General features: G+C 71.5%; 22 protein-coding genes. 9 read left to right on the top strand and 13 right to left on the bottom strand.

The window, feature by feature from the left end; translation table 11 throughout:
• Positions 1–42: 42 nt before the first annotated feature.
• Positions 43–2,109 (bottom strand): serine/threonine-protein kinase, encoded by a 2,067-nt coding sequence (locus KBX08_RS16970; RefSeq protein ID WP_210784456.1) that lies wholly within the window; start codon positions 2,107–2,109, stop codon positions 43–45.
• Positions 2,110–2,315: 206 nt separating this feature from the next.
• Here KBX08_RS16970 and KBX08_RS16965 point away from each other — a divergent pair, with 206 nt between their 5' ends.
• On the top strand, positions 2,316–3,899 hold the full coding sequence (locus KBX08_RS16965) for a methylmalonyl-CoA mutase (protein WP_210784455.1): 1,584 nt from the start codon (positions 2,316–2,318) through the stop codon (positions 3,897–3,899).
• Between the two features lie 478 nt (positions 3,900–4,377).
• Complete coding sequence (locus KBX08_RS16960) at positions 4,378–5,637, top strand: amidohydrolase (RefSeq protein ID WP_210784454.1); 1,260 nt, start codon at positions 4,378–4,380, stop codon at positions 5,635–5,637.
• Here the strand turns inward: KBX08_RS16960 and KBX08_RS16955 are convergent.
• Entirely contained in the window at positions 5,594–6,556 is a 963-nt protein-coding gene (locus tag KBX08_RS16955) for a DUF4349 domain-containing protein (protein ID WP_210784453.1), read from the bottom strand. The genes KBX08_RS16960 and KBX08_RS16955 overlap by 44 nt on opposite strands.
• A 92-nt stretch (positions 6,557–6,648) precedes the next feature.
• Here KBX08_RS16955 and KBX08_RS16950 point away from each other — a divergent pair, with 92 nt between their 5' ends.
• The 4 genes from KBX08_RS16950 to KBX08_RS34745 all read left to right on the top strand — a co-directional run bounded on the left by KBX08_RS16950 (position 6,649) and on the right by KBX08_RS34745 (position 10,130).
• Positions 6,649–7,281 carry an MBL fold metallo-hydrolase gene (locus tag KBX08_RS16950; RefSeq protein WP_210784452.1) on the top strand — a complete coding sequence of 211 codons (633 nt, stop codon included), beginning with the start codon at positions 6,649–6,651 and terminating at the stop codon, positions 7,279–7,281.
• Between the two features lie 4 nt (positions 7,282–7,285).
• The gene (locus tag KBX08_RS16945; RefSeq protein ID WP_210784451.1) at positions 7,286–8,269 is read left to right on the top strand and encodes a hypothetical protein; all 984 of its coding nucleotides are present in this window, start codon (positions 7,286–7,288) and stop codon (positions 8,267–8,269) included.
• A gap of 104 nt (positions 8,270–8,373) precedes the next feature.
• Positions 8,374–9,108, top strand: coding sequence for a hypothetical protein (locus tag KBX08_RS16940; RefSeq protein WP_210784450.1), 735 nt, complete (start codon positions 8,374–8,376; stop codon positions 9,106–9,108).
• A 62-nt stretch (positions 9,109–9,170) separates the two neighbouring features.
• Entirely contained in the window at positions 9,171–10,130 is a 960-nt protein-coding gene (locus KBX08_RS34745) for a GNAT family N-acetyltransferase (RefSeq protein WP_210784449.1), read from the top strand.
• A gap of 75 nt (positions 10,131–10,205) precedes the next feature.
• On the opposite strand, the gene KBX08_RS16930 is transcribed toward KBX08_RS34745, so the two are convergent.
• Complete coding sequence (locus tag KBX08_RS16930; protein WP_112588201.1) at positions 10,206–10,661, bottom strand: gamma-glutamylcyclotransferase; 456 nt, start codon at positions 10,659–10,661, stop codon at positions 10,206–10,208.
• A 106-nt stretch (positions 10,662–10,767) separates the two neighbouring features.
• On the opposite strand from KBX08_RS16930, the gene KBX08_RS16925 reads away from it, so the two are divergent.
• Positions 10,768–12,171, top strand: coding sequence for an NAD(P)H-quinone dehydrogenase (locus KBX08_RS16925; protein WP_210784448.1), 1,404 nt, complete (start codon positions 10,768–10,770; stop codon positions 12,169–12,171).
• Here KBX08_RS16925 and KBX08_RS16920 read toward each other — a convergent pair.
• The 4 genes from KBX08_RS16920 to KBX08_RS16905 all read right to left on the bottom strand — a co-directional run bounded on the left by KBX08_RS16920 (position 12,149) and on the right by KBX08_RS16905 (position 14,293).
• The gene (locus KBX08_RS16920) at positions 12,149–12,769 is read right to left on the bottom strand and encodes a DUF998 domain-containing protein (RefSeq protein ID WP_210784447.1); all 621 of its coding nucleotides are present in this window, start codon (positions 12,767–12,769) and stop codon (positions 12,149–12,151) included. The two genes, KBX08_RS16925 and KBX08_RS16920, sit on opposite strands and share 23 nt — an antisense overlap.
• 152 nt (positions 12,770–12,921) lie before the next feature.
• Positions 12,922–13,254 carry a helix-turn-helix domain-containing protein gene (locus tag KBX08_RS16915; protein WP_124823083.1) on the bottom strand — a complete coding sequence of 111 codons (333 nt, stop codon included), beginning with the start codon at positions 13,252–13,254 and terminating at the stop codon, positions 12,922–12,924.
• Positions 13,251–13,619 carry a type II toxin-antitoxin system RelE/ParE family toxin gene (locus KBX08_RS16910; protein ID WP_210784446.1) on the bottom strand — a complete coding sequence of 123 codons (369 nt, stop codon included), beginning with the start codon at positions 13,617–13,619 and terminating at the stop codon, positions 13,251–13,253. The genes KBX08_RS16915 and KBX08_RS16910 overlap by 4 nt, the downstream gene beginning before the upstream one ends.
• 44 nt (positions 13,620–13,663) lie before the next feature.
• A complete protein-coding gene (locus KBX08_RS16905) occupies positions 13,664–14,293 on the bottom strand; it encodes a DedA family protein (protein ID WP_210784445.1) in 630 nt (209 codons plus the stop codon).
• A 508-nt stretch (positions 14,294–14,801) separates the two neighbouring features.
• Here KBX08_RS16905 and thrS point away from each other — a divergent pair.
• Positions 14,802–16,019, top strand: coding sequence for a threonine--tRNA ligase (thrS, locus tag KBX08_RS16900; RefSeq protein ID WP_210784444.1), 1,218 nt, complete (start codon positions 14,802–14,804; stop codon positions 16,017–16,019).
• Positions 16,020–16,058: 39 nt separating this feature from the next.
• On the opposite strand, the gene KBX08_RS16895 is transcribed toward thrS, so the two are convergent.
• The 4 genes from KBX08_RS16895 to KBX08_RS16880 are packed head-to-tail and all read right to left on the bottom strand — an operon-like array spanning position 16,059 to position 20,842.
• On the bottom strand, positions 16,059–18,164 hold the full coding sequence (locus KBX08_RS16895) for an ABC transporter ATP-binding protein (RefSeq protein WP_372494909.1): 2,106 nt from the start codon (positions 18,162–18,164) through the stop codon (positions 16,059–16,061).
• Entirely contained in the window at positions 18,161–19,894 is a 1,734-nt protein-coding gene (locus KBX08_RS16890; RefSeq protein WP_210784443.1) for an ABC transporter ATP-binding protein, read from the bottom strand. Before KBX08_RS16890 ends, KBX08_RS16895 begins: the two co-directional genes overlap by 4 nt.
• Complete coding sequence (locus tag KBX08_RS16885; protein WP_210784442.1) at positions 19,888–20,370, bottom strand: MarR family winged helix-turn-helix transcriptional regulator; 483 nt, start codon at positions 20,368–20,370, stop codon at positions 19,888–19,890. The genes KBX08_RS16890 and KBX08_RS16885 overlap by 7 nt, the downstream gene beginning before the upstream one ends.
• A 25-nt stretch (positions 20,371–20,395) precedes the next feature.
• The gene (locus tag KBX08_RS16880; protein WP_210784441.1) at positions 20,396–20,842 is read right to left on the bottom strand and encodes a DoxX family membrane protein; all 447 of its coding nucleotides are present in this window, start codon (positions 20,840–20,842) and stop codon (positions 20,396–20,398) included.
• Between the two features lie 83 nt (positions 20,843–20,925).
• Between KBX08_RS16880 and KBX08_RS16875 the strand changes: the two genes are divergently transcribed.
• A complete protein-coding gene (locus tag KBX08_RS16875) occupies positions 20,926–21,486 on the top strand; it encodes a TetR/AcrR family transcriptional regulator (RefSeq protein ID WP_210784440.1) in 561 nt (186 codons plus the stop codon).
• Positions 21,487–21,592: 106 nt separating this feature from the next.
• On the opposite strand, the gene KBX08_RS16870 is transcribed toward KBX08_RS16875, so the two are convergent.
• Both KBX08_RS16870 and KBX08_RS16865 read right to left on the bottom strand, forming a co-directional pair.
• Positions 21,593–23,032, bottom strand: a complete 1,440-nt coding sequence (locus KBX08_RS16870) for a GuaB1 family IMP dehydrogenase-related protein (RefSeq protein WP_210784439.1) — start codon at positions 23,030–23,032, stop codon at positions 21,593–21,595.
• Between the two features lie 99 nt (positions 23,033–23,131).
• The gene (locus KBX08_RS16865) at positions 23,132–23,728 is read right to left on the bottom strand and encodes a LysE/ArgO family amino acid transporter (protein WP_210784438.1); all 597 of its coding nucleotides are present in this window, start codon (positions 23,726–23,728) and stop codon (positions 23,132–23,134) included.
• Positions 23,729–23,778 lie beyond the last annotated feature (50 nt).

Genomic DNA, 23,778 nt, shown 5'->3' with positions numbered 1-23,778 from the left:
TGATAGCACGGCGACGGATCATCCCTGTGGGTTCCCTCCGGCTCAGCCGTTCCCGGTGAGCTGGAACGTCCGTGTCATCTCGTCGAAGATCGGCTTGCTCTCCGCGAACTTGGCGTCCGTGGCGGTGAGGTAGAACGAGTACGCCTTGCCGTCCTGGGCGACGCCCCGCCAGACGCCGTGCCGCATCGCGTCACCCGCGCCGCAGGTGTACTCGAATTCGGCTGCCGGCTTGCTGGCCAGTTCGGTCTCGGTGGAGGAGACCTGGTTGTACGGCTTGACGCAGGAGGTGCTCCGGGTCTTGAGGCCGTTCTCGGCCGTCTCGGCCCACCGGACGGAGCTGCTGCTCCACTTCTCGGTGATGATGCGGACCTTGCGGCCGCTGTCCGCCGGGTCGATGTAGTCGGTGTACGAGCCGCCGGTGGCCTTCTTCCAGCCCTTCGGCACCATGACCTGGATCCCGCGGGCCGTGTGCTCCTGCATCTCGACAGTGGGGGCCGCCGGGGCGGACGTGGTGGGCTGCGCGGCCGGGGTGCTCGGCGGGGCGTCCTCGCCGCCGGAGAGCGCCACCGCGGTGATCAGCAGCACGACGACCAGCCCGCCGGCCGCGGCGAGCTGCACCTTGCGCGGCCAGCCCTTGACAGTGGTGACGAGCTGACCACCGGTGGCCCGGACCTTGTCCAGCGCGCTGCCACCCGAGGCGGCGGGCGTGGTGGCCCAGGGCTGGCCGGTGCCCGGCACCGACCACTGGTTGCCGCCGCCGTAGGTGCCGCCGACGCGCTGGGTGGCCTCCGGTGCCGCGGCGCCGTACCCGACCTGCTGGGTGGCGTCGGCCGGGCTGCCGTAGCTGACCCGCTGGGTGGTGTCGGGGTGCCCGCCGGCGTCCACCCGCTGGGTGGCGTCCGCGTTGCCGCCGTAGGTGCGCCCGGGCGCCGGTCGGCCGGGAGGCGGCATCGCGCCGGTCGGCGTGTGCAGCGGACCGGCCAACGCGTCGGCGCTGGTCTCGTCGAGCCCACCGGTGGTGCCGGCCGCGCGAGCTGCCGGCGGGCGCTCGCCCCGGCGCAGCGAGGCCAGCCGGTCGGTCAGGGACTCACCCGGGGCCAGCATCGCCGGGCCACCGATCTGGCTGTCCGGCTTCGGCTGCGGCTGAGCCGGCGGGAGGACGGGAATGGGGCGCTGCTGCACCGGCACCACGGCGTACGGGTCGGTGACCGAGTGCACGGCCGTCGCCGTGCTGCCCAGCGGGCCGGCGAGCAACTCGCGCAGCATGGCCCGGGAGGTGTGCACGTCGAGTCGGCGCGCCGGGTCCTTCTCGAGCAGACCCATCAACACCCGGGTCAGCGGGCCGCTGCGCTGCGGTGGGGCGGGCGGGTCCTCCACCACGGCGTGCATGGTCTCGATCGGGTCGCCCTTGTCGAACGGGGGCCGCCCCTCGACCGCGGTGTAGAGCGTCACACCCAGCGAGAAGAGGTCACTGGGCGGGCCGAACTCCTGGCCCATGGCCCGCTCGGGTGAGATGAAGTGCGGCGACCCGAGCACCATGCCGGGGGTGGTGAGCTGCACGTCGGTGGGCATCCGGGCGACCCCGAAGTCGGTCAGCACGCAGCGCCCGTCGGTGCAGATCAGCACGTTTGCGGGCTTGACGTCGCGGTGCAGCACGCCGATCGCGTGCGCGACCTCCAACGCGCCGAGCAGTGCGATGCCGATCTTGGCGACGGCGCGGGGCGCGACCGGCCCGTCCTCGATCACCATGTCGGCGAGGCTGCGGGCGTCCAGCAGCTCCATCACGATCCACGGCCGGCCGGCCTCGGTGACCACGTCGTACACCTGCACCACAGCGGGGTGCTGGATGGCGGCGGCGGCGCGGGCCTCGCGCAGGGTGCGTTCGTACATCGCGTCGCGGTCACTGGGGGCCAGCCCCGGGGGCAGGACGACCTCCTTCACCGCCACGTCACGGCGCAGCAGGGTGTCTGTGGCGCGCCACACCGTGCCCATGCCGCCGTTGCCCACCGAGGACCGCAGCGAGTACCGGCCACCAATGGTGGTGCCGGGCGCCGCTCGTCCATTGGCGGGACTAACTGGTCCGCCGCTCCACGTCGGGATCTGAGTCACAGAAAAGCCACCGGGGGAAATCGAGGGGGGCTGGGACACAACCCCCCTATCTTGCTGGTTCCGACGCCCGATGCGAAAGCCGACGCGGCGGACGTTTATCGAAGTCGACAGAACGTGCCCTGTCGTTCACGTGGTGTCGACCGGTCGGGACGCACTGTGCGGTATCCCTCACCCGACCACGTGGCCAGGCGTCCTACCATCCGGGGATGAACCAACGGCGGTCAAGTGAGTCCGGTTTCCAGATCAACGGCGTCTACACGGAGGCCGACCTTCCGGAGGACCTGGACTCCCGGCTCGGCAGCCCGGGCGAGTTCCCGTACACCCGGGGTGTCTACCCCACCATGTACACCTCCCGCCCGTGGACCATGCGCCAGTACGCCGGCTTCGGCACCGCCACCGAGTCCAACGCGCGGTACCACCAGTTGTTGCGGGCCGGCACGATGGGCCTCTCGGTCGCGTTCGACCTGCCGACGCAGATGGGCTACGACTCGGACGAGCCGATCGCGCACGGCGAGGTCGGCAAGGTGGGTGTCGCCATCGACTCCATCGAGGACATGCGGCTGCTCTTCGCCGACATCCCACTGGACAAGGTGTCCACCTCGATGACCATCAACGCGCCCGGCTCGGTGCTGCTGTTGCTCTACCAACTCGTCGCCGAGGAGAACGGGGTGCCGGGCACGGCGCTCAACGGCACCATCCAGAACGACATCCTCAAGGAGTACATCGCCCGGGGGACGTACATCTTCCCGCCGAAGCCGTCGCTGCGCCTGGTGGCCGACACGTTCGCGTACTGCCGCAGCGAGGTGCCGAAGTGGAACACCATCTCCATCTCCGGCTACCACATGGCGGAGGCCGGCGCGACGCCCGCGCAGGAGATCGCGTTCACGCTGGCCAACGGGGTGGAGTACGTACGGGCGGCGCTGGCCGCCGGGCTCGCCGTCGACGACTTCGCGCCCCGGCTGTCGTTCTTCTTCGTGGCCCGCACCACGCTGCTCGAGGAGGTGGCGAAGTTCCGTGCCGCCCGGCGGATCTGGGCCCGGCTGATGCGGGACGACTTCGGCGCCAAGGATCCGAAGTCGATGATGCTGCGGTTCCACACCCAGACCGCTGGCGTGCAGCTCACCGCCCAGCAGCCGGAGGTGAACCTGGTTCGGGTGGCGGTGCAGGGTCTGGGTGCCGTGCTCGGCGGCACCCAGTCGCTGCACACCAACAGCTTCGACGAGGCGATCGCGCTGCCCACCGAGAAGGCCGCCCGGCTCGCGCTGCGTACCCAGCAGGTGCTTGCCTACGAGACGGACCTGACCGCCACCGTCGACCCGTTCGCGGGGTCGTACGTGGTGGAGGCGATGACCGCCGAGATCGAGGCCGCCGCCGTCGAGTTGATGGAGCGGGTGGCCGACCACGGCTCGGCGGTGGACGCGATCGAGGCCGGGTTCCAGAAGCGGGAGATCGAGCAGTCCGCGTACCGGATCGCCCAGGAGATCGACTCGGGGGAACGGGTGGTGGTCGGGCTCAACCGGTTCACCGTGGACGAGGAGGAGCCGTACGAGCCGCTGCGGGTCGACCCGACGATCGAGGCGGCCCAGGCCGACCGGCTGGCCCGGCTGCGCTCCGAGCGGGACGCCGACGTGGTCACGCGGGCGCTCGCCGATCTTCGGGCCGCCGCCGAGGGTACGGAGAACGTGTTGTACCCGATGAAGGAGGCGTTGCGGGCCCACGCGACTGTGGGTGAGGTCTGTGGGACGTTGCGTGAGGTGTGGGGGTTGTACCGACCCACCGACCGATTCTGAGCGCCGGCCGCGACTGCGGCTGAGCGCCCGGCCGCCACTGCGGCCTCGGAGCGCGGTGTGTCCGGTGCTCTCAGCGGGTATCCGGTCGCTTGAGTCGGGACGCACACCGTGTGCGCCCACGGTGGGTGGCTGCGTGTGAGCGTCCTTATCCGGCTCGTTGCGGTGTGTGGTCGGCTAATTGTCGGAGTGTCAGTTCATCACCCCGACTAATGCGACAATTTGGCAACGGGTTCCGACTGGCGCCGGGATTCGTGACCGCCGCGATCGGTTACGCGTTGTAGGAGGTGAGGGGCTGATGACGGCGTTTGACCGTGATCTACCTGCTGTCCCCCGCCTTGACGAGCGTCCCCAGCAGGGCATACGTGACTCTGCGCGGTCCGATCATTACCGTAACGAGGTTGCGCAGCGTCACCGTCGGAGGTCTAGGCTGTCTGCTGTCCCCGATGATCCATCCATTCCTAGTGATCGAGAATTCGACGTGACGAGTGCGTTGACGCTGCCCACAGGCGGCCAGCTGGCGTCGTCCTGGCCGGAGACGCCACCGGGATCCCAGCCCCTGCCCCGCGAGCTGGACCACCTTCTCGCGCTCCGGGTACCGGGGCTGATCGCTACGCGCCGTCACCTCCACTCGCACCCGGAGCTTTCCGGCAACGAGTTCGAGACGGCCGCGCTGATCGCCCGGGAGCTGTCGCTGGCCGGGCTGAACCCGCGCCTGCTGCCCAAGGGCAACGGCGTGATCTGCGACGTCAACGGCAGGCCGGACGGCCCGGTCGTGGCGCTGCGCGCCGACATCGACGCCTTGCCGCTGGACGATCCCAAGGACGTCCCGTACCGGTCGACGGTGGAGGGCGTCTGCCACGCCTGCGGGCACGACGTGCACACCTCGGTCCTGCTCGGCGTCGGCATGCTGCTGGCCCAACTCGCCGACCTCGGTGAGCTGGACGGTCGGGTCCGGCTCATCTTCCAGCCGGCCGAGGAGATCCTGCCCTGCGGTTCGCTGGAGGTCATCGAGGCCGGCGGCCTGGACGACGTGGTGCAGATCTTCGCGCTGCACTGCGACCCGAACCTGCCGGTGGGCCAGGTCGGCCTGCGGGTCGGCCCGATCACCGCAGCCGCCGACAACGTGACCGTCCGACTCTCCGGCCCGGGCGGGCACACCGCCCGCCCGCACCTGACCGTCGACATGGTCGACGCGCTCGGTCGGCTGATCACCGAGGTGCCGGCCCTGGTCAGTCGCCGGGTGCCGGCCAACAGCGGCCTGCTGCTGGTCTTCGGCCACGCCTCGGCCGGCACCCGCTACAACGTCATCCCGTCCGAGGCGAGCGCGTCCGGCACCCTCCGGGTGATGGACCGCGACACCTGGGAGCAGGCTCCCAAGATCGTCGCTCAGGTGGTGCGGGACGTGATCGCGCCGACCGGTGCCACTGTCGACCTGGAATACCTGCGCGGCCGGCCGCCGGTGTGCAACGACGCCCGCGCCATCCAGGTGCTGACCGCCGCCACCGCCGCCGCCCTCGGCCCGGACGGGATCGCCGAGACACCGCAGAGCATGGGCGGCGAGGACTTCTCCTGGTACCTGGAGTACGTCCCCGGCGCCCTCGCCCGGCTCGGCGTGGGTCGCTCCGGCCCCAACGTCGACCTGCACCGGGCGAGCTTCGACGTGGACGAGCGGTCCATCGCGGTCGGCGTCCGCGTCATGGTGCAGACCGCGTTGCGGGCACTGGCGGCGGCGCGCTGACCGGCGCGACCAGAGCCGGGGACTTGCGCCGTCGGCGCAGCACTACCAGCAGCGCCACCAGCGGTACGCCCAGCGCCACCAGCCACGGCAGCAACGCGCCCAGCACCGTGAGCAGGACGGTCATCGAGACGACGAACGCCTTCCAGCCGCCCTTGAGCCCGACCAGGAAGCCGGTCTCGGCCTCTTCCTCGGTGTCCTTCGCCGCCGGCCCGGCCAGCGACACGGTGATCGTGGAGAGGGCGGTCAGGTCGGCCAGGCGCCGCTTCTTGGCCTCCAGCGAGGCCAGGTCGGCCTCCCGGCGACCCAACTCGTTCTCCAGCGACACCAGGTCGGTGATCGAGGTGGCCCGGGACAGCAATCGGCGGGCGCTCTCCACCCGGGCCCGCTGACTGGTGATCCGGGCCTCCAGGTCGACTGTCTCCTCGGTGACGTCCTGAGTGTCGATCTGCCGGCTCTGCTGCCGACCGAGCTTCGCAATCTCCTCCACCACGCCGGTGAACTTCGCCGCCGGCACCCGCAGCTCCAACTCCGCCACCGCGTCGGCGTCGGCACTACGCCGCTGGTCGCCGCCGACGAAGCCGCCGGCCTGGCTGGCTACGGCGGTGGCCTCGCGGGCGGCGGAGTCCACATCGTCCACCTGCACCCGCATCCTTCCGGTGTAGATGATCGCCCGCTGGTCGACCCGTAGGTCCGGTGCGCCCGCACCGGCCCCCTCCGGCGCGCCCGCGGCGGCGTCCCGGCCCGCCTCGCCGCCGTTGGCCGCTGGCGCCTCGGCCGCCGTGCCCGCGCTGTCCTGCGCCCCGCTGTCGCCGGCACCGCACCCCGTCAGCGCCAGGGCCGCCGCCAGTGTCGTCGCCGCCAGCAGCGCACTGCGGCGTCGTCCCACCTGTCCGTCCATCCCCGCTCCCATCGTCGTCAACCGTGTGGCGATAGCTCGGACGCGACGCGCACACCGGCTGGTTCCGGCAGACTGCGCTGAGGACGTCACGATTCGATAATCGAGGAGTCACGATGCGGCTCACCAAGTACGCCCACTCCTGCCTCCGGGTGGAACACGACGGGGGCGTGCTCGTCGTCGACCCCGGGGTGTTCGGTGACGCCGCGGAGGCGCTGGATGGTGCGGACGCGGTGCTGATCACTCACGAACACCCCGACCACCTCGATCTGGAAGCGCTGCGCCTCCAACTCGACCGACAGCCGTTCCCGATCCACGGGCCCGCCTCGCTCGGCGAGCCCCTGGGCGACGCGGCCGACGTGCTGCGCCCGGTCGACGTCGGCGAGTCGTTCACCGCCGCCGGGGTCGCGGTGCGCGCGTACGGCGGGCGGCACGCCGTGATCCACCCGGACATCCCGGTGATCGACAACCTCGGTTACCTGATCAACGACGTGGTCTACCACCCGGGAGACTCCCTCGTGGTGCCCGACGAGACACCCGTCGACACGCTCTTCGCGCCGATCCACGCGCCCTGGTCGAAGTTCTCCCAGGTGGTCGACTTCATCCGCGCGGTCGCACCGCGGCGCACGTACGCCCTGCACGACGCGTTGCTCAACGACAACGGGCTGGACATGCTCGACCGGCAGTACGCAGCGCTGTCCGGCACCGAATACCAGCGACTGGAGCCCGGTAGCCGGGTGGACGTCTGACCCGATGCCCGGCCTCTCCGCGGAGCTGGTGCAGCAGCTCTACCGCACCCCACCGGACCGTTTCGTGGCCGCCCGGGACGCCGCCGTGGCCGAGGCCCGCCGGGCCGGCGACCCGGCCACCGCCCGGCAACTGGCCCGGCTGCGTCGCCCGACACTGTCCGCCTGGTTGGTGAACCTGCTCGCCATCCGACGCCCGGAGCTGGTCGCCGATCTGGTGCAGCTCGCCGACGCCCTGCGAGTCGCCCAGCGGGAGTTGCGTGGGCCCCGACTACGGGAGCTGTCCGCGCAGCGCCGGGCGGTGGTCGGCGCCCTGGTCGCCGAGGTTCGCAAGCTCGCCGCGGCCGAGCCGGACGCGCCACCGGCGAGCCGGCTGCCCCTGGCCGAGGTGGAGGCGACGCTGAACGCGGCGTTCTCCGACGTCGAAGTCGCCGAGCAGGTGCGGGCGGGCCGCCTGCTGCGGGCGGCCAGCTACGCCGGCTTCGGTGAGGTGCCACGGCCGCAACTGCGGCTGGTCACCGACGATGACGAGGAGCGCGAAGAGGAGCGCCCGGCCCGCCGACCCGGCCCCCAACGGGGCCGTCCCGAGGCGGCACCCCGTACGGACCGGGCGGCCGAGCGTGCCGAGCAGGCCGAACGAGCCGCACAGCGGGCGGCCCGAGCCGAGCGGGCCCGACAGCGCCGCGCCCTGGACCGGGAGTTGGCGAAGGCCCAGGCCGACCAGGAGCGGGCCGAGACCGAGCTGACCGAGGCGACCGGGCTGGAGCGCGACGGTGCGGCCGTACTCGATCGCCTTGAGGCCGAGCTGGCCGAGCTGGAGCGGCGGCGCGCGGTCGCCGAACAGGACCTCAGCCGGGCCAAGCTGGCCCGGCGTGCCGCCGAGCGGGCGGTCACAGTGGCCCGGCGGCGCGCCGGTGAGGTCGAGGCGGCGGTCGAGGCACTGGCGGCCGAAGAGGGGAATGCGGACGCGGGCGGTGGCGCGGCAGACTGACCATCGATGGACGACGACGAGTGTGCGGGCCGTACACGGCGAGTGGCCCCGGGGCGGGGCGTGGTCGTGGTCGGCGGGTCCCGTTGCCCGAGCGGGGCATTGCGGTGACCCCGGAGCAGGTCGCGGCCGCCAGTAAGCCCGTCGTGCTCGACCTGGGCGACGCCTTCAGCCGGGACCCGACCACGTTGCGCCGGGCCCGACTGCTCGGCATCTCCGGCTGGGCCTTCTACATCAGCGGCCGGGCCGGCGCGCTCGGCGGTGTGCGGGCCGAGACGGCCGCCGCAGCCCTCGGGTTCATCGCCCCGGACGCGGTCGCCGACGGCTGGGACGCCGCCGCTCGGGTCGTCCCGCCGTTCGAGGTGGCCGCCGCGAGCCTCGCCGAATGCTGCCGGTGGGGGGCGCAGCAGCTCGGCCCCCTGCCCGGCACCGAGCGCCTGTCGGCGCTCGTCGAGCGGGCCGTGGTGGCGGCGGAGGCCAGTGGGATGCCGCTCTTCGCCGCGTGGCGGGCCATGCCGCTTCCGGATCTCTCGCCCGGGGCTCGCAGCGCCGCCGGGCTGCGGCTGCTCCGCGAACACTTCACCGGCGCCTACCTGCTGGCGGTACGCGCCGCCGGGATGACCCCGCTGGAGGCCGTGCTGGCCGGGCCGGAGGGCGAGGCCGGGGCGGTGGCCTGTGGCTGGTCGCCGCCGTACCCGCCGATCGGGCCGCTGGTGCGCCGCCGACTCTGGGCGGAGGCGGTGACCAACCGGCTGGCCGCGCCGGCGTTCACTGCCCTCGGGCCCGCCGACGGCGCGGAGTTGGTGGAGTTGCTGCACCGCACCCGGGCCGACCTCGGCTGAGCTTCCCGTCGGCCGGAAAAATGGGCGGCGCCGGAGCGGATCGGCTGCCAGGATGTCCTGCCGTGACCCTTCCCGCTGGTTGGACGACGCGCCGACCCACCCTCGACGACGTGCCGGCGATCCTCGCGGTGGTGCACGCCGCCGACACCTTCGCCCTCGGCCATCCCGACTTCGACGCCGAGGACGTCGTGGCGTCGCTGACCGCCCCTCACTTCGACCCGACCCGGGACTCCTGGCTGGCCATCGACCCGGACGACACGGTGGTCGGCTGGGCGACCGTGGACAACCCGACCGCTGTGGGCCGGGAGTTCGTGGAGGTCTACGTCGACCCGGTACGGGCCGCCGTCGTCCGCGCGCCGTTGCTGCTCCGCCAACTGGACCGGGTCGCCGAGCGCGCCGCCGAGCGAGGGCTGCCATCGCTCACCGTCCGTTGCGCGGTCTTCGCGCCGGAACGCGACTGGGAACGAACCCTGCGCGAGGTCGGGTTCACTCTCGTAAAGAGGTACGTCCGGATGAGCGGGCCGCTGGACGACCTGCCCGACGAGCCGGCCGGTCCATCGGCAGTGACGGTGCGGCAGGTCCGCCCGGACGACGAGGCCGACCTGCGGGAGTTCCACCGGATCACCGATACCGCCTTCGCCGACACCGCCGATCACGAGCCGCTGTCGTACGAGCGGTGGCGGGCCCGGATCGGTGACCTGACCGCCTGGGACGAGTGGTTCGTCGCCGAGGTGGACGGGGTGCCGGTCGGCGCGTTGCGGTCCTCGGACCAGGCGGTCGACCAGCAGCAGGGCTGGGTGAAGAGTTTGTCGGTGCTGTCCGCGTACCGGCGCAGGGGTGTGGGTGCGGCGTTGCTGCGCCGCGCCTTCGCCCGCTACGCCGAGAAGGGGCGGCGGACGGTCGGCCTGGGCGTCGACCTCACCAACCCGACCGCCCCGCTGTCGCTGTACGAGTCGGTGGGCCTGCGGGAAACCCTGTGGGCCGACATGTACGAGCTTTCCGTTCCGGCGGCCGGTGTGTGATTGACGACCCCGGCCCGGCCCGCCCGGCGCTCCGCTCGACAGCGGTAGCACACTGGAGGGGTGCGATACGCGCTGCTACGCCGAGGCGGTGCCGGTGGGGCGGGCCCGCAACTCGGTGACGTAGTCGTCCGGGGCGCCCGCCTTCTCGGCGGCGTTCGCGATCTCCGACAGATACCACGAGGTCGGCAGGCCACCCTCGTACCCGTTGAAGACGTAGATCCACGCGGTCACGTCGCCGTCGAGGGTGGAGACCCGCACGTGCAGCTTGCGGTACGTGCCGGCGGTCACCCCCTCGATCTCGTCGAGCTGGCCCGCGTCGTAGGGGTGGATGTCGTAGAGCGCCACGAAGACCCGGTCACCGGGAGACTCGACCAGGGTGCTCACCGCACCCTCCCAGCCGATCACGTCGGCCCCGGCGAAGGTCAGCCGCCAGCCCTCCAGCCAGCCGGTGCCCACCATCGGCGAATGCGGACAGTAGGCGCGCATCCGGGCGGGATCGAGATTTGAGCCGTAGGCGGCGTGATGACGCACGGCGATGACGATAGCCCGGCCGACGGGTGGGGGAGAATACGACAGTGCGTGTCGAATGCGCTCGGGAGAAGAAAGTCACTGTGACCATGGACGAAGGGCGAACGCTGTGAGCCGGATCGTGATCATCGGCGGGGGGCCGGCCGGGTACGAGGCGGCACTGGTCGCCGCCCAGCTGGACGCCGATGTCACAGTGGTGGAGGCCGACGGTGCCGGCGGTGCCTGCGTGCTCTCCGACTGCGTACCGTCGAAGACCTTCATCGCCAGCTCGGGGGTGGTCACCGGCTACCGGGACACCGAGGAGTTCGGGGTGCACTCGGACGGCCTGGAGACGGTCACCGTCGACGCGCGGGCGGTGCACGGGCGGGTCAAGCGGCTGGCCCTGGCGCAGTCCGCGGACATCCACGCCAAGCTGCTGAAGGCGGGGGTCACCTTCGTGGCCGGCACCGCCCGGCTCGGCGAGGACTCCCTCGGGCACACCCACCGGGTCGTCGTCACCCCCGCCGACGGCGGCGAGGAGTACTCCATCGACGCGTCCACCGTGCTGGTGGCCACCGGCTCGACGCCCCGCCAGCTGCCCACCGCCGTACCGGACGGTGAGCGCATCCTGACCTGGCGACAGGTGTACGACCTGCCGGAGCTGCCCGAGCACCTGATCGTGGTCGGGTCCGGCGTGACCGGCGCGGAGTTCGCCAGCGCGTACCTGGCGATGGGCGTCGAGGTGACGCTGGTCTCCAGCCGGGACCGGGTGATGCCGCACGAGGACGCCGACGCCGCCTCCGCCATCGAACGGGTGTTCCGCAACCGGGGCATGGAGATCCTCAACAACTCCCGGGCCGACGCGGTCCGGCGTACCGCCGACGGCGTCGAGGTCGAGCTCTCCGACGGCCGCAAGGTGACCGGCTCACACGCGCTGATCACCGTCGGTTCGATCCCGAACACCGCCAACCTGGGTCTGACCGAGTACGGGGTGGAGCTGGGCCGGGGCGGCTACCTGACGGTCGACCGGGCCTCCCGGACCAACGTGCCCGGCATCTACGCCGCCGGCGACTGCACCGGCGTGCTGCTGCTGGCCAGCGTCGCCGCCATGCAGGGCCGGATCGCCATGTGGCACGCCCTCGGCGAGGCGGTCCGCCCACTGCGGCTGCGTACCGTCGCGGCGAACGTCTTCACCGACCCGGAGCTGGCCACGGTGGGTGTCTCGCAGGACGAGGTGGACGCGGGCAAGGTGCCGGCCCGGCAGGTGATGCTGCCGCTGTCCGGCAACGCCCGGGCCAAGATGGACGACCTCTCCGACGGTTTCGTGAAGCTGTTCTGCCGTCCCGCCAGCGGTCAGGTGATCGGCGGTGTGGTGGTCGCTCCGAAGGCCAGCGAGCTGATCCTGCCCATCACCATGGCGGTGGAGAACAACCTCACGGTCAACGAGCTGGCCCAGACGATCACCATCTACCCGTCGCTGTCCGGTTCCATCACCGAGGCGGCCCGTCAGCTCATGCTGCACGAGCTGGAGTGACGGGCCGGGCTTGGATCAGCGCCACGGTGGCCAGGACCGCTACCTCGGTGAGGATCAGGAGGCGTTCGGCCAGGCCGATGAGCATCCGGTCGCCGGGGTAGGCGGACCAGATCATCGCCGCCGCCAGGGCCAGGCTCAGCAGGACCAGGGTGCGTAGCGTCCGGGCGGCGGGCGTCAGGTCAGGTCGGCGGGCGAGCAGCCAACCGGCCGCCGGCAACGCCAGGAAGGCGATCACCGACGCGTACCGGTGCAGGTAGGCCGCGGTGGTCATGGCGGTGCCCGGCTCGTTCGTCGGCACCAAGGCGGCCAGCAGCAGCCCACCCACCCACGCGCCGAGCAGCAGCTCGGCCGTTCGACCGGAGCGCGGTCGGGGTGGGCTGGCGCGGCGTAGTCCGTACAGCAACGCCACGGTGGCGAGCGCGAGCACCACCATGGCGACGTCGATGACGCCGCCCCGGTCGGAGACCGCGAAGTCGCTGATGGTCAACGCCCACGGGTTGAGGTCGTCGTTGACTTCGAGGTGGCCGATCACGGTGAGCAGCGCCGCCAGGGCGATCCCGCCCAGGGCCAGCAGGCCGGTACTCCGGGTAACAGGCATGCCTCAGCCTGTCGCCGCAGACACCCCACCCGAATCCGGGATGCCCACGGAAATCGCCCCCCGGGACCACCCCTAGAGGCCTTCCGCCATTGGCCGTCACGTGCTTCCGCGCGTCCGTGAACGTCCGAATGGTTGCGAAGACTTTCGCCAGGTCAGGCGACGTTCAGCTGGATGTTCCCAATGCGGGCGACGACGTCGAGATGACCACCCAGGCCGGTGACGTAGGCGCGGAGTGATTCCAGGCTGGTGTGCTCGCCATTCTCGATCTGGCTGATCCTCGCCTGCGTCAGCCCCGCCGCCTCGGCCAGTTGCACCTGAGTCATACCCAGGTGCTTGCGGATCTCCGCCAGCTGCGCCCCACTGACCGCTGCCAGCATCTGCTCACGGTGCTGAGCGCGCCGGGAGACCCGGTCCGGATCAGCCCAGGATGGATCGAGCGCACGGGCCTTCGCCTTGACGTCCTGCCAGTCAGCTCCATCGGTCATCTCTGTGTTTCCCTCAGCCTGGAGAGGTGCTCCTGAAACCGGTCGTCCGCCAACGGGACCGCCGTCTTGTACCAAGTCTGCCACTGGCCCGACTTGTCGCCAGCGACCAGAAAAACAGCTTCTCGAACGGGATCAAAAGCGAAGATCATGCGGACCTCCGTGGAGCCTGTCGACCCAGGCCGCAACTCCTTCATGTGGTGGAAGATGCTGCCTTTGAGGCGGTCAACCAGGGGACGCCCGAGCGCCGGCCCGTGTTCGGCGAGGAGGTCGATGGCCTCGCTGATGAGGTCGGCGCTGGCGGGATCCGTCTTGCAGAGGTTGAGGAACCACTCCTCGACCTCAGGATGAAGTTTGACGTCCCACATGCTGCCAATATAAGTGCAGCTTATACCCGCAGATTCAACGACACTCAGTCGATGGGGACGTCGACCGCGACCGCGGCGGCGGTGGCGCGGGCGTGGCGGGCGCTCACCACTGTCATCGCCCAGCCGGCCGCGGCGAAGCCGGCCGCCGCGGCGGTGGCGATGATGGCCAGCCGCCAGGCCGACTCGGTCAGTGCGGTGCCGCCCAGGTGCCCGACCAGCGCGCCGTAGGTGGCCCAGCCCAGCGCGGCGACCGCCTCGTAGAGCACGAACAGGCGGTACGGGTAGCGGCTGCGCCCGGCCGAGAAGCAGGCTGCCATCCGGCCACCGGGCACGAACCGGCAGAGCAGGATGACCAGCGGCCCGGGTTGTCGCAGCCCCTGGGTGACCCGGCTGGCCACCCGTCGGGCGCGGCTCAGCTCGGCGTGCCGGGGTGGCCGCCGGTCCGGTGCGCTGCGCCCGAGCAGGTAGCACGCCAGGTCGCCGACGAATACGCCGAGCGCGCCGACGGCGATGGTGACCGGCAGGCTCAGCCCGCCGTAGACGGTGAGCGCACCACTGGTGATCATGACGATCTGGGTGGGGATCACCGGTACGAAGGCGTCCGCGATCAGCAGCGCGAGCAGCACAAGGTACGCCCACGTCGGCGACGCGACGTCAGTCAGAAGTTCGGGCACGCCTGCCACCTCGCCGAATGCGGCCGATTGGGTGTCTTGAGCCTGACGTCGTGTCCGGCGTCACGGTGGACGGCCCCAGCCCGTCGTGACCGTCGACACGACTGGGCCACCCGGCTACAACGAGGCCGGTCGCTGCCGGGTGACGGGTCCGGAGGCTGTTCCACCCGTCCGAGGCGGGCGGCGGAACGACGTTCGTCGGCGTACCGTTGTCGGCGCGGCCATGCCCGTCGGGTCCCCCGTTCCTGACGATTCGGCCGCCAGGGCCGCCGGCGGGTCCCGCGCCGGCGGCCCACCCCTCCGCCGCAAATCCGGGTGCGTCCCCGAACGTCGCGCGGGTACGGTCGCCGTATGCGCAGCGCGGTAGTGATGACCACGACGCCGGGTGTCCCCGGCGCGCCGCTCTGACGTAACCACCGTCGACCAGGCCCCGGGGCGATCCGCCCCCGAGGGCAGCGCGCCGAACGGAGCTCAGGTCGCCTCCGGGTCGTACCCGATCCAGGAGCCCGACATGATCGACCACCGTAGGCTCGGCCGCGAGCTGGACCTCTTCGTCTCCGACCCGCTGGCCGGCGCCGGCCTGCCGATCTGGCTGCCGGCCGGCGCCGCCGCCCGGCACGCCGTCGAGGAGTACGTCCGGGAGTTGGAGCGCCGCTCCGGCCACCAGCACGTCTACTCGCCGCCACTTGGCAAGCGGGAACTCTTCGAACTCTCCGGCCATCTCGGCTACTTCGCCGACGACATGTTCCCGCCGATGCGGCTGAGCGCCGACGACGAGTTCGTGCTCCGGCCGGCGCTCTGCCCGCATCACGCGTTGGTCTTCCGGGCGCGGGGCCGTTCCTACCGGGAGTTGCCGTTGCGGATCGCGGAGCTGGGCGGGATGTACCGCTCGGAGCGCTCCGGTGTGCTCGGCGGGCTGTCCCGGGTGCGCGCCATCTCGCTCAACGACGCGCACACCTTCTGCGCCCCCGAGCAGGTCGGCGCGGAGGTCGTCGAGATCCTCGGGCTGATCCGTGCCGCGCACGCCGCGCTCGGTGTCCGGCCGGCCGGGTTCCGGCTGTCGCTGCGCGGGCCGGGCGAGAAGTACGTCGGCGACGACGTCCAGTGGGCTCGCGCCGAGGAGTTGCTCCGGGAGGCGCTGGCCGGGGTGGAGTACGTCGAGGCGCCGGGGGAGGCTGCCTTCTACGGCCCGAAGATCGACATTCAGATCGTCGACGCCGCCGGTCGGGAGTCGACCATCTCCACCATCCAACTGGACTTCGACAAGCCGGAACGGTTCGACCTGTCGTACACCGACTCGGACGGCAGCCGGCGTCGGCCGGTCATGGTGCACCGCAGCCTGGTCGGCAGCATGGAGCGGCTGTTCGCGTACCTCATCGAGGTGCACGAGGGGGCGTTCCCGGCCTGGTACGCGCCCGTCCAGTTGGTGCTGCTGCCGGTCGACGACGGCCAGGTCGACGCGGCGGCCGACCTGGCCCGGCGGGCGGGCGACGCCGGCCTGCGGGTCGAGGTCGACGCCGCCGGTTCGCTGGGCGCCCGGGTACGGGACGCGGCCCGCCGCCGCGTCCCGTACCTCGGGGTGTTGGGTGCCCGGGAGGTGGCCGACGGGCACCTCGCGCTGCGCCTGCGCGGCGGCCGCGCCCTGGCGCCGATGCCCGCCGGCGCGGCTCTCGCCCTGATCGGCGGGCAGGTCGCCGCCCGCGCGGCCGACCTGCTGCCGTCGGACTGACACGCCCACCGATCGTCTCGCGCGCACGGCCGTCCGACCTCAGACCGACGCCGGTTGGGCGGCCGGTTCCTCGTCGACCACCGCGCCGGTGAACTGCGAGCGGTAGAGCCGGTGGTACGCGCCCTGGGCGGCGAGCAACTGCTCGTGGGTGCCCTGCTCGACGATCCGACCGTCCTCCATCATCAGGATCAGATCGGCGTCGCGGATGGTGGAGAGCCGGTGCGCGATCACGAAGCTGGTCCGGTCCGAGCGCAGCGCGGCCATCGCCCGTTGCAGCAGCACCTCGGTGCGGGTGTCCACCGAGCTGGTGGCCTCGTCGAGGATCAGCAGTGACGGCTCGGCGAGGAACGCCCGCGCGATGGTGATGAGCTGCTTCTCGCCGGCGCTGACGTTGCTGCCCTCCTCGTCGATGACGGTGTCGTAGCCGTCGGGCAGGCTGCGCACGAACCGGTCCACGAAGGTGGCCCGGGCGGCGGCGAGGATCTCCTCCTCGGTCGCGTCCGGCCGCCCGTAGGCGATGTTGTCCCGGATGGTGCCGCCGAACAGCCAGGTGTCCTGGAGCACCATGCCGATCCGGCCGCGCAGGTCGTCGCGGCGCATCGTGGTGATGTCCACCCCGTCGAGCGTGATCCGGCCGGCGTCCAGCTCGTAGAACCGCATCACCAGGTTGACCAGGGTGGTCTTGCCGGCGCCGGTCGGGCCGACGATGGCCACCGTGTGTCCGGGCTCGGCGACCAGCGACAGGTCGTCGATCAGCGGCTTGTCCGGCTCGTAGCGGAACGAGACGTGCTCGAACTCGACCCGACCGTGCGGGTCGATGACCCGGGCCGGCGCTACCGGGTCGGGGGTCTGCTCGTCCGCGTCGAGCACCGCGAAGACCCGCTCGGCCGAGGCCACCCCGGACTGGAGCAGGTTGGCCATCGAGGCGAGTTGGGTGAGCGGCTGGGTGAACTGGCGGGAGTACTGGATGAACGCCTGCACGTCGCCGAGGCTCATCGTGCCGGAGGCGACCCGCAGCCCGCCGACCACGGCGATCGCCACGTAGCTCAGGTTTCCGATGAACATCATCGACGGCATGATGATCCCGGAGATGAACTGTGCCCCGAAGCTGGCCCGGAACAACTCCTCGTTCTTCGCGTGGAACGCGGCCTCCACCTCACGCTGCCGGCCGAAGACCTTCACCAGCTCATGACCGGTGTACGCCTCCTCGATCTGGCCGTTCAACTCGCCGGTGTGCGTCCACTGGGCGATGAACTGCTTCTGTGAGCGCTTGGCGATGCGCTGGGTGACCAGCACCGACAACGGCACCGCGACCAGGGCCACCAGGGCCAGCACCGGCGAGATCCAGAACATCACGGCCAGCACGCCGACGACGGTCAGCAGCGAGGTGAGCAACTGGCTGAGGGTCTGCTGGAGGCTGGTGGAGATGTTGTCGATGTCGTTGGTGACCCGGCTGAGCAACTCACCGCGCGGCTGCCTGTCGAAGTAGGGCAGCGGCAGCCGGTTGAGCTTCTCCTCCACCTCGGCGCGCAGCCGCAGCACCGTGCGCTGGACCACCCCGTTGAGCAGCCAACCCTGCCACCAGGACAGCAGGCTCGCCGCCAGGTAGAGCCCGAGCGCCAGCAGCAGCACCCGACTCAGGGCGCCGAAGTCGATGCCCACCCCGGGCACCACGTCCATCCGGGCCAGCATGTCGGCGAAGCTGTCGTTGCCGCTGGCCCGGGCCGCCGCGACGGCCTGTTCGGCGGTGCTGCCGGCCGGCAGTTGCCGGCCGATCACCCCGTTGAAGATCAGGTCGGTGGCGTGGCCGAGGATCTTCGGCCCGGCCACGCTGAACCCGACGCTCACCACTGCCAACGTGATGATCGCGGCCAGGTGCAGTCGGTGCGAGCGCAGCCGGCCGAGCAGACGTCGGGCCGACGGCCCGAAGTTCATCGACTTCTCGGCGGGCATTCCGGCGCTCATCCATCCCGGACCGCCCCCCTGACGGCCGGGCGGCAGCCGCTTCGGCGTCGCCGCGCCGCTGCCGGTCGCGGACGCGGTTTCCCCGCCGGGCTGCTGCGCCGGCTCATCCGACGTCCGTCCGTCGCCGGCCGGCTTCTGACTGGGTACGGCCGCGGTGCGCGGCTCGTCACGCTCGCTCATGCCGCCACCTCCGAGGTCTGCTGCGAGGCCACGATCTCGGCGTACGTCGGGCAGGTGTCCAACAACTCCGCATGTCGTCCCACTCCGACGACCCCTCCGTTTTCCAGGACGATGATCTGATCGGCGTCGATGATCGTGGAGACCCGCTGGGCCACGATCACCACCGCCGCCTGCGCGGTGACCGGCCGCAGGGCCGCTCGCAGCCGCGCGTCGGTGCCCAGGTCGAGCGCGGAGAACGAGTCGTCGAAGAGGTAGATCTCCGGTTGCCGGACCAGGGCCCGGGCGATGGCCAGGCGCTGCCGCTGCCCACCGGATACGGTGGTGCCGCCCTGGGCGATCGGGGCGTCCAGCCCGCCGGGCATCTGGGCCACGAAGTCCCGGGCCTGGGCGATCTCCAGCGCCGTCCACAGTTCCTCGTCGGTGGCGTCCGGGTTGCCGTAGCGCAGGTTGCTGGCGACCGTCCCGGTGAACAGGTACGGCCGCTGCGGCACCAGGCCGATGCGTCGCCACAGCTCGTCCGGCGCCAGCTCCCGTACGTCCACCCCGTCGACCAGCACCGCGCCGTCGGTGACGTCGACCAGGCGGGGGATCAGCGACAGCAGCGTCGTCTTGCCCGCGCCGGTGCTGCCGATGATCGCCGTGGTGGTGCCCGGGGTCGCCCGGAAGGAGATGTCACGCAGCACCGGCTCCACCGCGCCCGGGTACTGGAAGCGCACCCCGCGCAGCTCCAACTCGGCTCGGGTGGGCAGCTCGGTGACCGGCGCGGCGGCCGGGACCACCGAGGAGTCGGTGTCCAGCACCTCGACGATCCGCTCGGCGCAGACCGCCGCCCTCGGCACCATCATCAGCATGAAGGTGGCCATCATGACCGCCATCAGGATCTGCATCAGGTACTGCAGGAACGCGGTGAGCGCGCCGACCTGGATCGCGCCGGCGTCCACCCGCTGCGCGCCGAACCAGAGCACCGCCACGCTGGAGACGTTCAGCACCAGCATGACCACCGGGAAGATCAACGCCAGCAACCGACCGGTACGCAGCGCGGTGGCGGTCAGGTCGGCGTTGGCGACGCCGAAGCGGTCCGTCTCGTACGGCTCGCGGACGAACGCGCGGACCACCCGGATGCCGGTGATCTGCTCCCGCAGCACCCGGTTGACAGTGTCGATGCGGGTCTGCATCAGCCGGAAGCCCGGCACCATCCGACGGATGATCGCGCCGAGGGCGATGGCCAGCACCGGCACGCTGACCAGCATCAGCCAGGAGAGTCCGACGTCCTCACGCAGCGCCATGAACACGCCGCCGACGCTCATGATCGGTGCGGCGACGAGCATCGTGCAGCTCATCAGCACGAGCATCTGCACCTGCTGCACGTCGTTGGTGTTGCGGGTGATCAGCGACGGTGCCCCGAACCGGGCCACCTCGCGGGCGGAGAAGCGGTTGACGTGCCCGAACAGCTCGGCGCGTACGTCGCGGCCGAAGCCCATCGCGACCCGGGCGCCCAGGTAGACGGCGGCGATCGAGCAGACGATCTGGATCAGGCTGACCAGCAGCATCCAGCCGCCGGTGCGCACGATGTAGTCGGTGTCGCCCCGGGCCACCCCCTGGTCGATGATGTCCGCGTTCAGGCTGGGCAGGTAGAGCGAGGCCATGGTGCCCACGAACTGGAGCAGCACGACCGCCAGCAACGGTCTCTGATAGGTGCGCAGTTGGCCGCGCAGGAGTCGGATCAGCACGCCGCGTCCTTCGTTTCGGTGGGGCGTCCGGTCATCCGCGGGTCGTCTCCGCTGCCGATGACCTCAAGCAGGAACTCTCGGATCACCTGGGCCTTCGCCGGGTCGGCGTCGACCGAGGTGAGGGGCCGTCCGGAGTGCATGAGCGCGTCGAGTGCGGCCACCCGTTCCCGCCCGGTGGGGGTGATGGCGAGTCGGATGCTGCGTCGGTCGTTGTCGTCGCGCCGCCGCTCGACCAGACCGTCGCGCTCGAGTGTGTCGACGATGCCGGTCAGGGTCGCCGGGCGGACGAACCCCTTCTCGGCGACCGCCCGATGCGGCAACTCGCCGTGTCGGGCGAGCGTCATCAGGGTGATCATGCCGGCCTGGGTGAGGCCGTGCTCCTCGGCGAGGTAGCGGTTCCACCGCTGCCCGACCAGGTGCCCGGCCACCACCAGCAGCCGGCCGAGCGGCACGTCCTGGAGGGTCACGAGTTCCACGACAAGCAGGTTAGCTTCCTGATAGTCAGGGGCCAAACGAAATTGCCGCAGCGGTGGCAACGAACACGATCTGCAGGGCGGTTCGCTGGGCGAGCGGGGTGACCGGGCGGCCGGCGAGGGTCAGTTCGCGGCGGGCGGCCGAGACGTTGGCCGGGAACATGGCGAGCATGAGCAGGCCGAGCCCGGCCGCCGCGACCCGGGCGGTCGCTGGCACCAGGAGGCCGACCGCGCCGACCAGCTCCAGCACGCCGGTCACGGTGACCAGCAGGTCCGGCCGGGGCAGTCGGGGCGGGACCATCGCGATCAGGTCGGCGCGGCGCTGGCCGACGAAGTGCGCGACGGCGGTGAGCGCGAACATCACGGCCAGCCCGACGCGCAGCGCGGGATGCCAGCCGTCCAGTGCGGAGATGCCGGCAAGGCCGGCGATTCGGGCCAGCGCGGTGCCGACGATCAAGGCGATCAGGGGTGCCATCGGAATCCTCCTCCGTAAAACTTGTCAGTGACAAGATTGCGCTTCGAGGCTTCATCTTGTCAATGGCAAGATAGGATTCGTGCATGACCGACACCCGCGCCTACCATCACGGCGATCTGCGCCGCGCCCTGCTCGCCGCGGCGCTGGAGGCCGTCGAGGAGGTCGGCCCGGCCGCGCTGAGCCTGCGCGATCTGGCCCGCCGGGCCGGTGTCTCGCACGCCGCGCCCGCGCACCACTTCGGCGACAAGGCGGGCCTGCTCACCGCGCTCGCCGCGCAGGGCTTCGACCTGTTGGCCCAGACGTTGACCGAGGCGGATGACGACCTGTTGGAGGCCGGCGTCGCGTACGTCGACTTCGCCGTCACTCGCCGGGCGTACTTCGAGGTGATGTTCCGGCCGGAGCTCTACCGGGCTGACGACGCCGAGCTGATCGCGGCGCGGGGCCGGGCCGGCACCGCGCTCCGCTCCGGGGTGGCGGCGCTGTCCGGCGGCGGCGCACCCGCCGACACCGACCGGGACTCGCTCGCGGCCTGGTCGATCGCGCACGGCTTCGCCACGCTCTGGCTGGCCGGCGCACTGCCCGACCGCGTGGGCGACAACCCCCGCGAGGCAGCCCGCGCCGTCCTACGCCGACTCTCCACCTAACCCCACCCACCGGCCACCCCGGTTGATCATGAAGTTATTGCCATGACACGCCGAAGCGGAAGGCAATAACTTCATGATCAACGAGGTGGGTGGGTGGGTGGTGGGGTTACCAGCTGGTGGGGAGGGGCATTCCTTCGGTGAAGCCGGCGGCGCTCTGCACGCCGACGATGGCCCGCTCGTGGAACTGGGTCAGGTCCCGTGCGCCGGCGTAGGTGAAGGCGCTGCGTACCCCCGCGATGATCTCGTCGATCAGGTCCTCGACACCGGGGCGGGCCGGGTCCAGGTGCATCCGGGCCGAGGAGATGCCCTCCTCGAAGACCGCCTTGCGGGCCCGGTCGTACGGGCTGTCGTCGGCGGTTCGGGCGCTGACCGCCCGAGCCGAGGCCATTCCGAAGCTCTCCTTGTACCGCCGGCCGTCCGCGTCGGTGTAGAGGTCGCCGGGGGACTCGTAGGTGCCGGCGAACCAGGAGCCGATCATCACGTTCGACGCGCCGGCGGCGAGCGCGAGCGCCACGTCCCGGGGGTGTCGCACCCCGCCGTCGGCCCACACGTGCCGGCCCAGTTGGCGGGCGGCGGCCGCGCAGTCGAGCACGGCGGAGAACTGCGGTCGACCCACGCCGGTCATCATCCGGGTGGTGCACATCGCCCCTGGGCCGACGCCGACCTTGATGATGTCCGCCCCCGCCTCCACCAGGTCGCGTACGCCCTCGGCGGTGACCACGTTGCCGGCCGCCACCGGCACCCCCGGGTCGAGCTTCCGGACCGCCTGAAGTGCGGAGATCATCCGTGCCTGGTGGCCGTGCGCGGTGTCCACCACCAACGTGTCCACCCCCGCTTCCAGCAGCGCCGCGGCCTTGCCGGTCACGTCCCCGTTGATCCCGACGGCCGCCGCGATCCGAAGCCGACCCCGGTCGTCCACGGCCGGTGTGTAGAGGGTGGCGCGCAGCGCGCCCTGTCGGGTCAGCACCCCGATCAGCCGGCCCTCGGCGTCCACCACCGGGGCGAGTCGGCGACGGCCCGCCGAGAGCAGATCGAAACCGGTACGAGGATCCGCGTCCGCCGGGACGGTGTGCAGCTCGGTGGACATCACGTGACGCAGTTGCGCGAAGCGGTCCACGCCCGTGGTGTCCGCCTCGGTGACCACACCCATCGGCCGGCCGGCGTCGTCGACCACGATCACCGCACCGTGCGAGCGCTTGGGCAGCAGATGGATGGCATCGCCCACGGTCTCGGTCGGGCCCAGCGTGATGGGGGTGTCGTAGACGAGGTGCCGCTGCTTGACCCAGGCGACGACGTTCGCCACCACCTCGATCGGGATGTCCTGCGGAATCACCGTGATGGCACCCCGGCGGGCCACCGTCTCCGCCATCCGCCGTCCGGCGACCGCGGTCATGTTCGACACCACCAACGGAATGGTGGTGCCGGTGCCGTCGCCGGTGGAGAGGTCGACGTCGAGTCGGGAGCCCAGGTCGGAGCGGGCCGGCGCCATGAAGACGTCGGTATAGGTCAGGTCGTGCGCGGGAGCCGCGCCGTGAAGGAACCGCACCCGACAATCATTCCCGCTCGCGGCCGGTTCCACCGCCGGTGGTCGCGGAAAACACTCACATCAGGAGTGCCACGGCGAGCCCGGCCGGGCGCAGACCAGTCAGCCCAGCAGAAGTGCCACGGCGAGCCCGGCCATCACGACGGCGATGACAGCGTCGAGCACCCGCCAGGCGACGGCGCGGGCGAGCAGCGGCGCGAGGCGCTGCGCGCCGACGCCGAGCGCGCTGAACCAGACCACGCTGGCCAGGGCCGCACCGGCGCCGAAGACCCACCGGTGCGGGTGTTGTTGGGCCACGCTGCCCAGGAGCAGCACGGTGTCCAGGTAGACGTGCGGGTTCAGGTAGGTGAAGGCGGCGCAGGCGAGCAGGGTCGCCCCCAACGTGGCCGGCGGCCGCTCGGTGGGCAGCAGAGCGCCCTGACGCAGGGCGCGGCGGGCGGCGAGCGCCGCGTAGCAGAGCAGGAAGGCCGCACCGCCCCAGCGGATCGCCATCATGAGGCCGGGTCGGCCGGTCACCAGCGAACCGACCCCGGCCACTCCCGCCATGATCAGCAGCGCGTCCGACGCGGCGCAGGTCAGCACCACGGGTACGACGTGCTCGCGTCGCAGGCCCTGGCGCAGGACGAAGGCGTTCTGGGCGCCGATGGCGACGATGAGCGCGATGGAGATCGAGAAGCCGGCGACGGCGGAGATGAGCACGCAGTCGACGCTAGGACCGTGGACGGCCACCAGTCCAACTAAAGATTCTC

This window comes from Micromonospora sp. H61, from assembly GCF_018070325.1.
Lineage (GTDB): Bacteria > Actinomycetota > Actinomycetes > Mycobacteriales > Micromonosporaceae > Micromonospora > Micromonospora salmantinae.
This window is presented reverse-complemented; position numbering and strand designations above follow the sequence as displayed.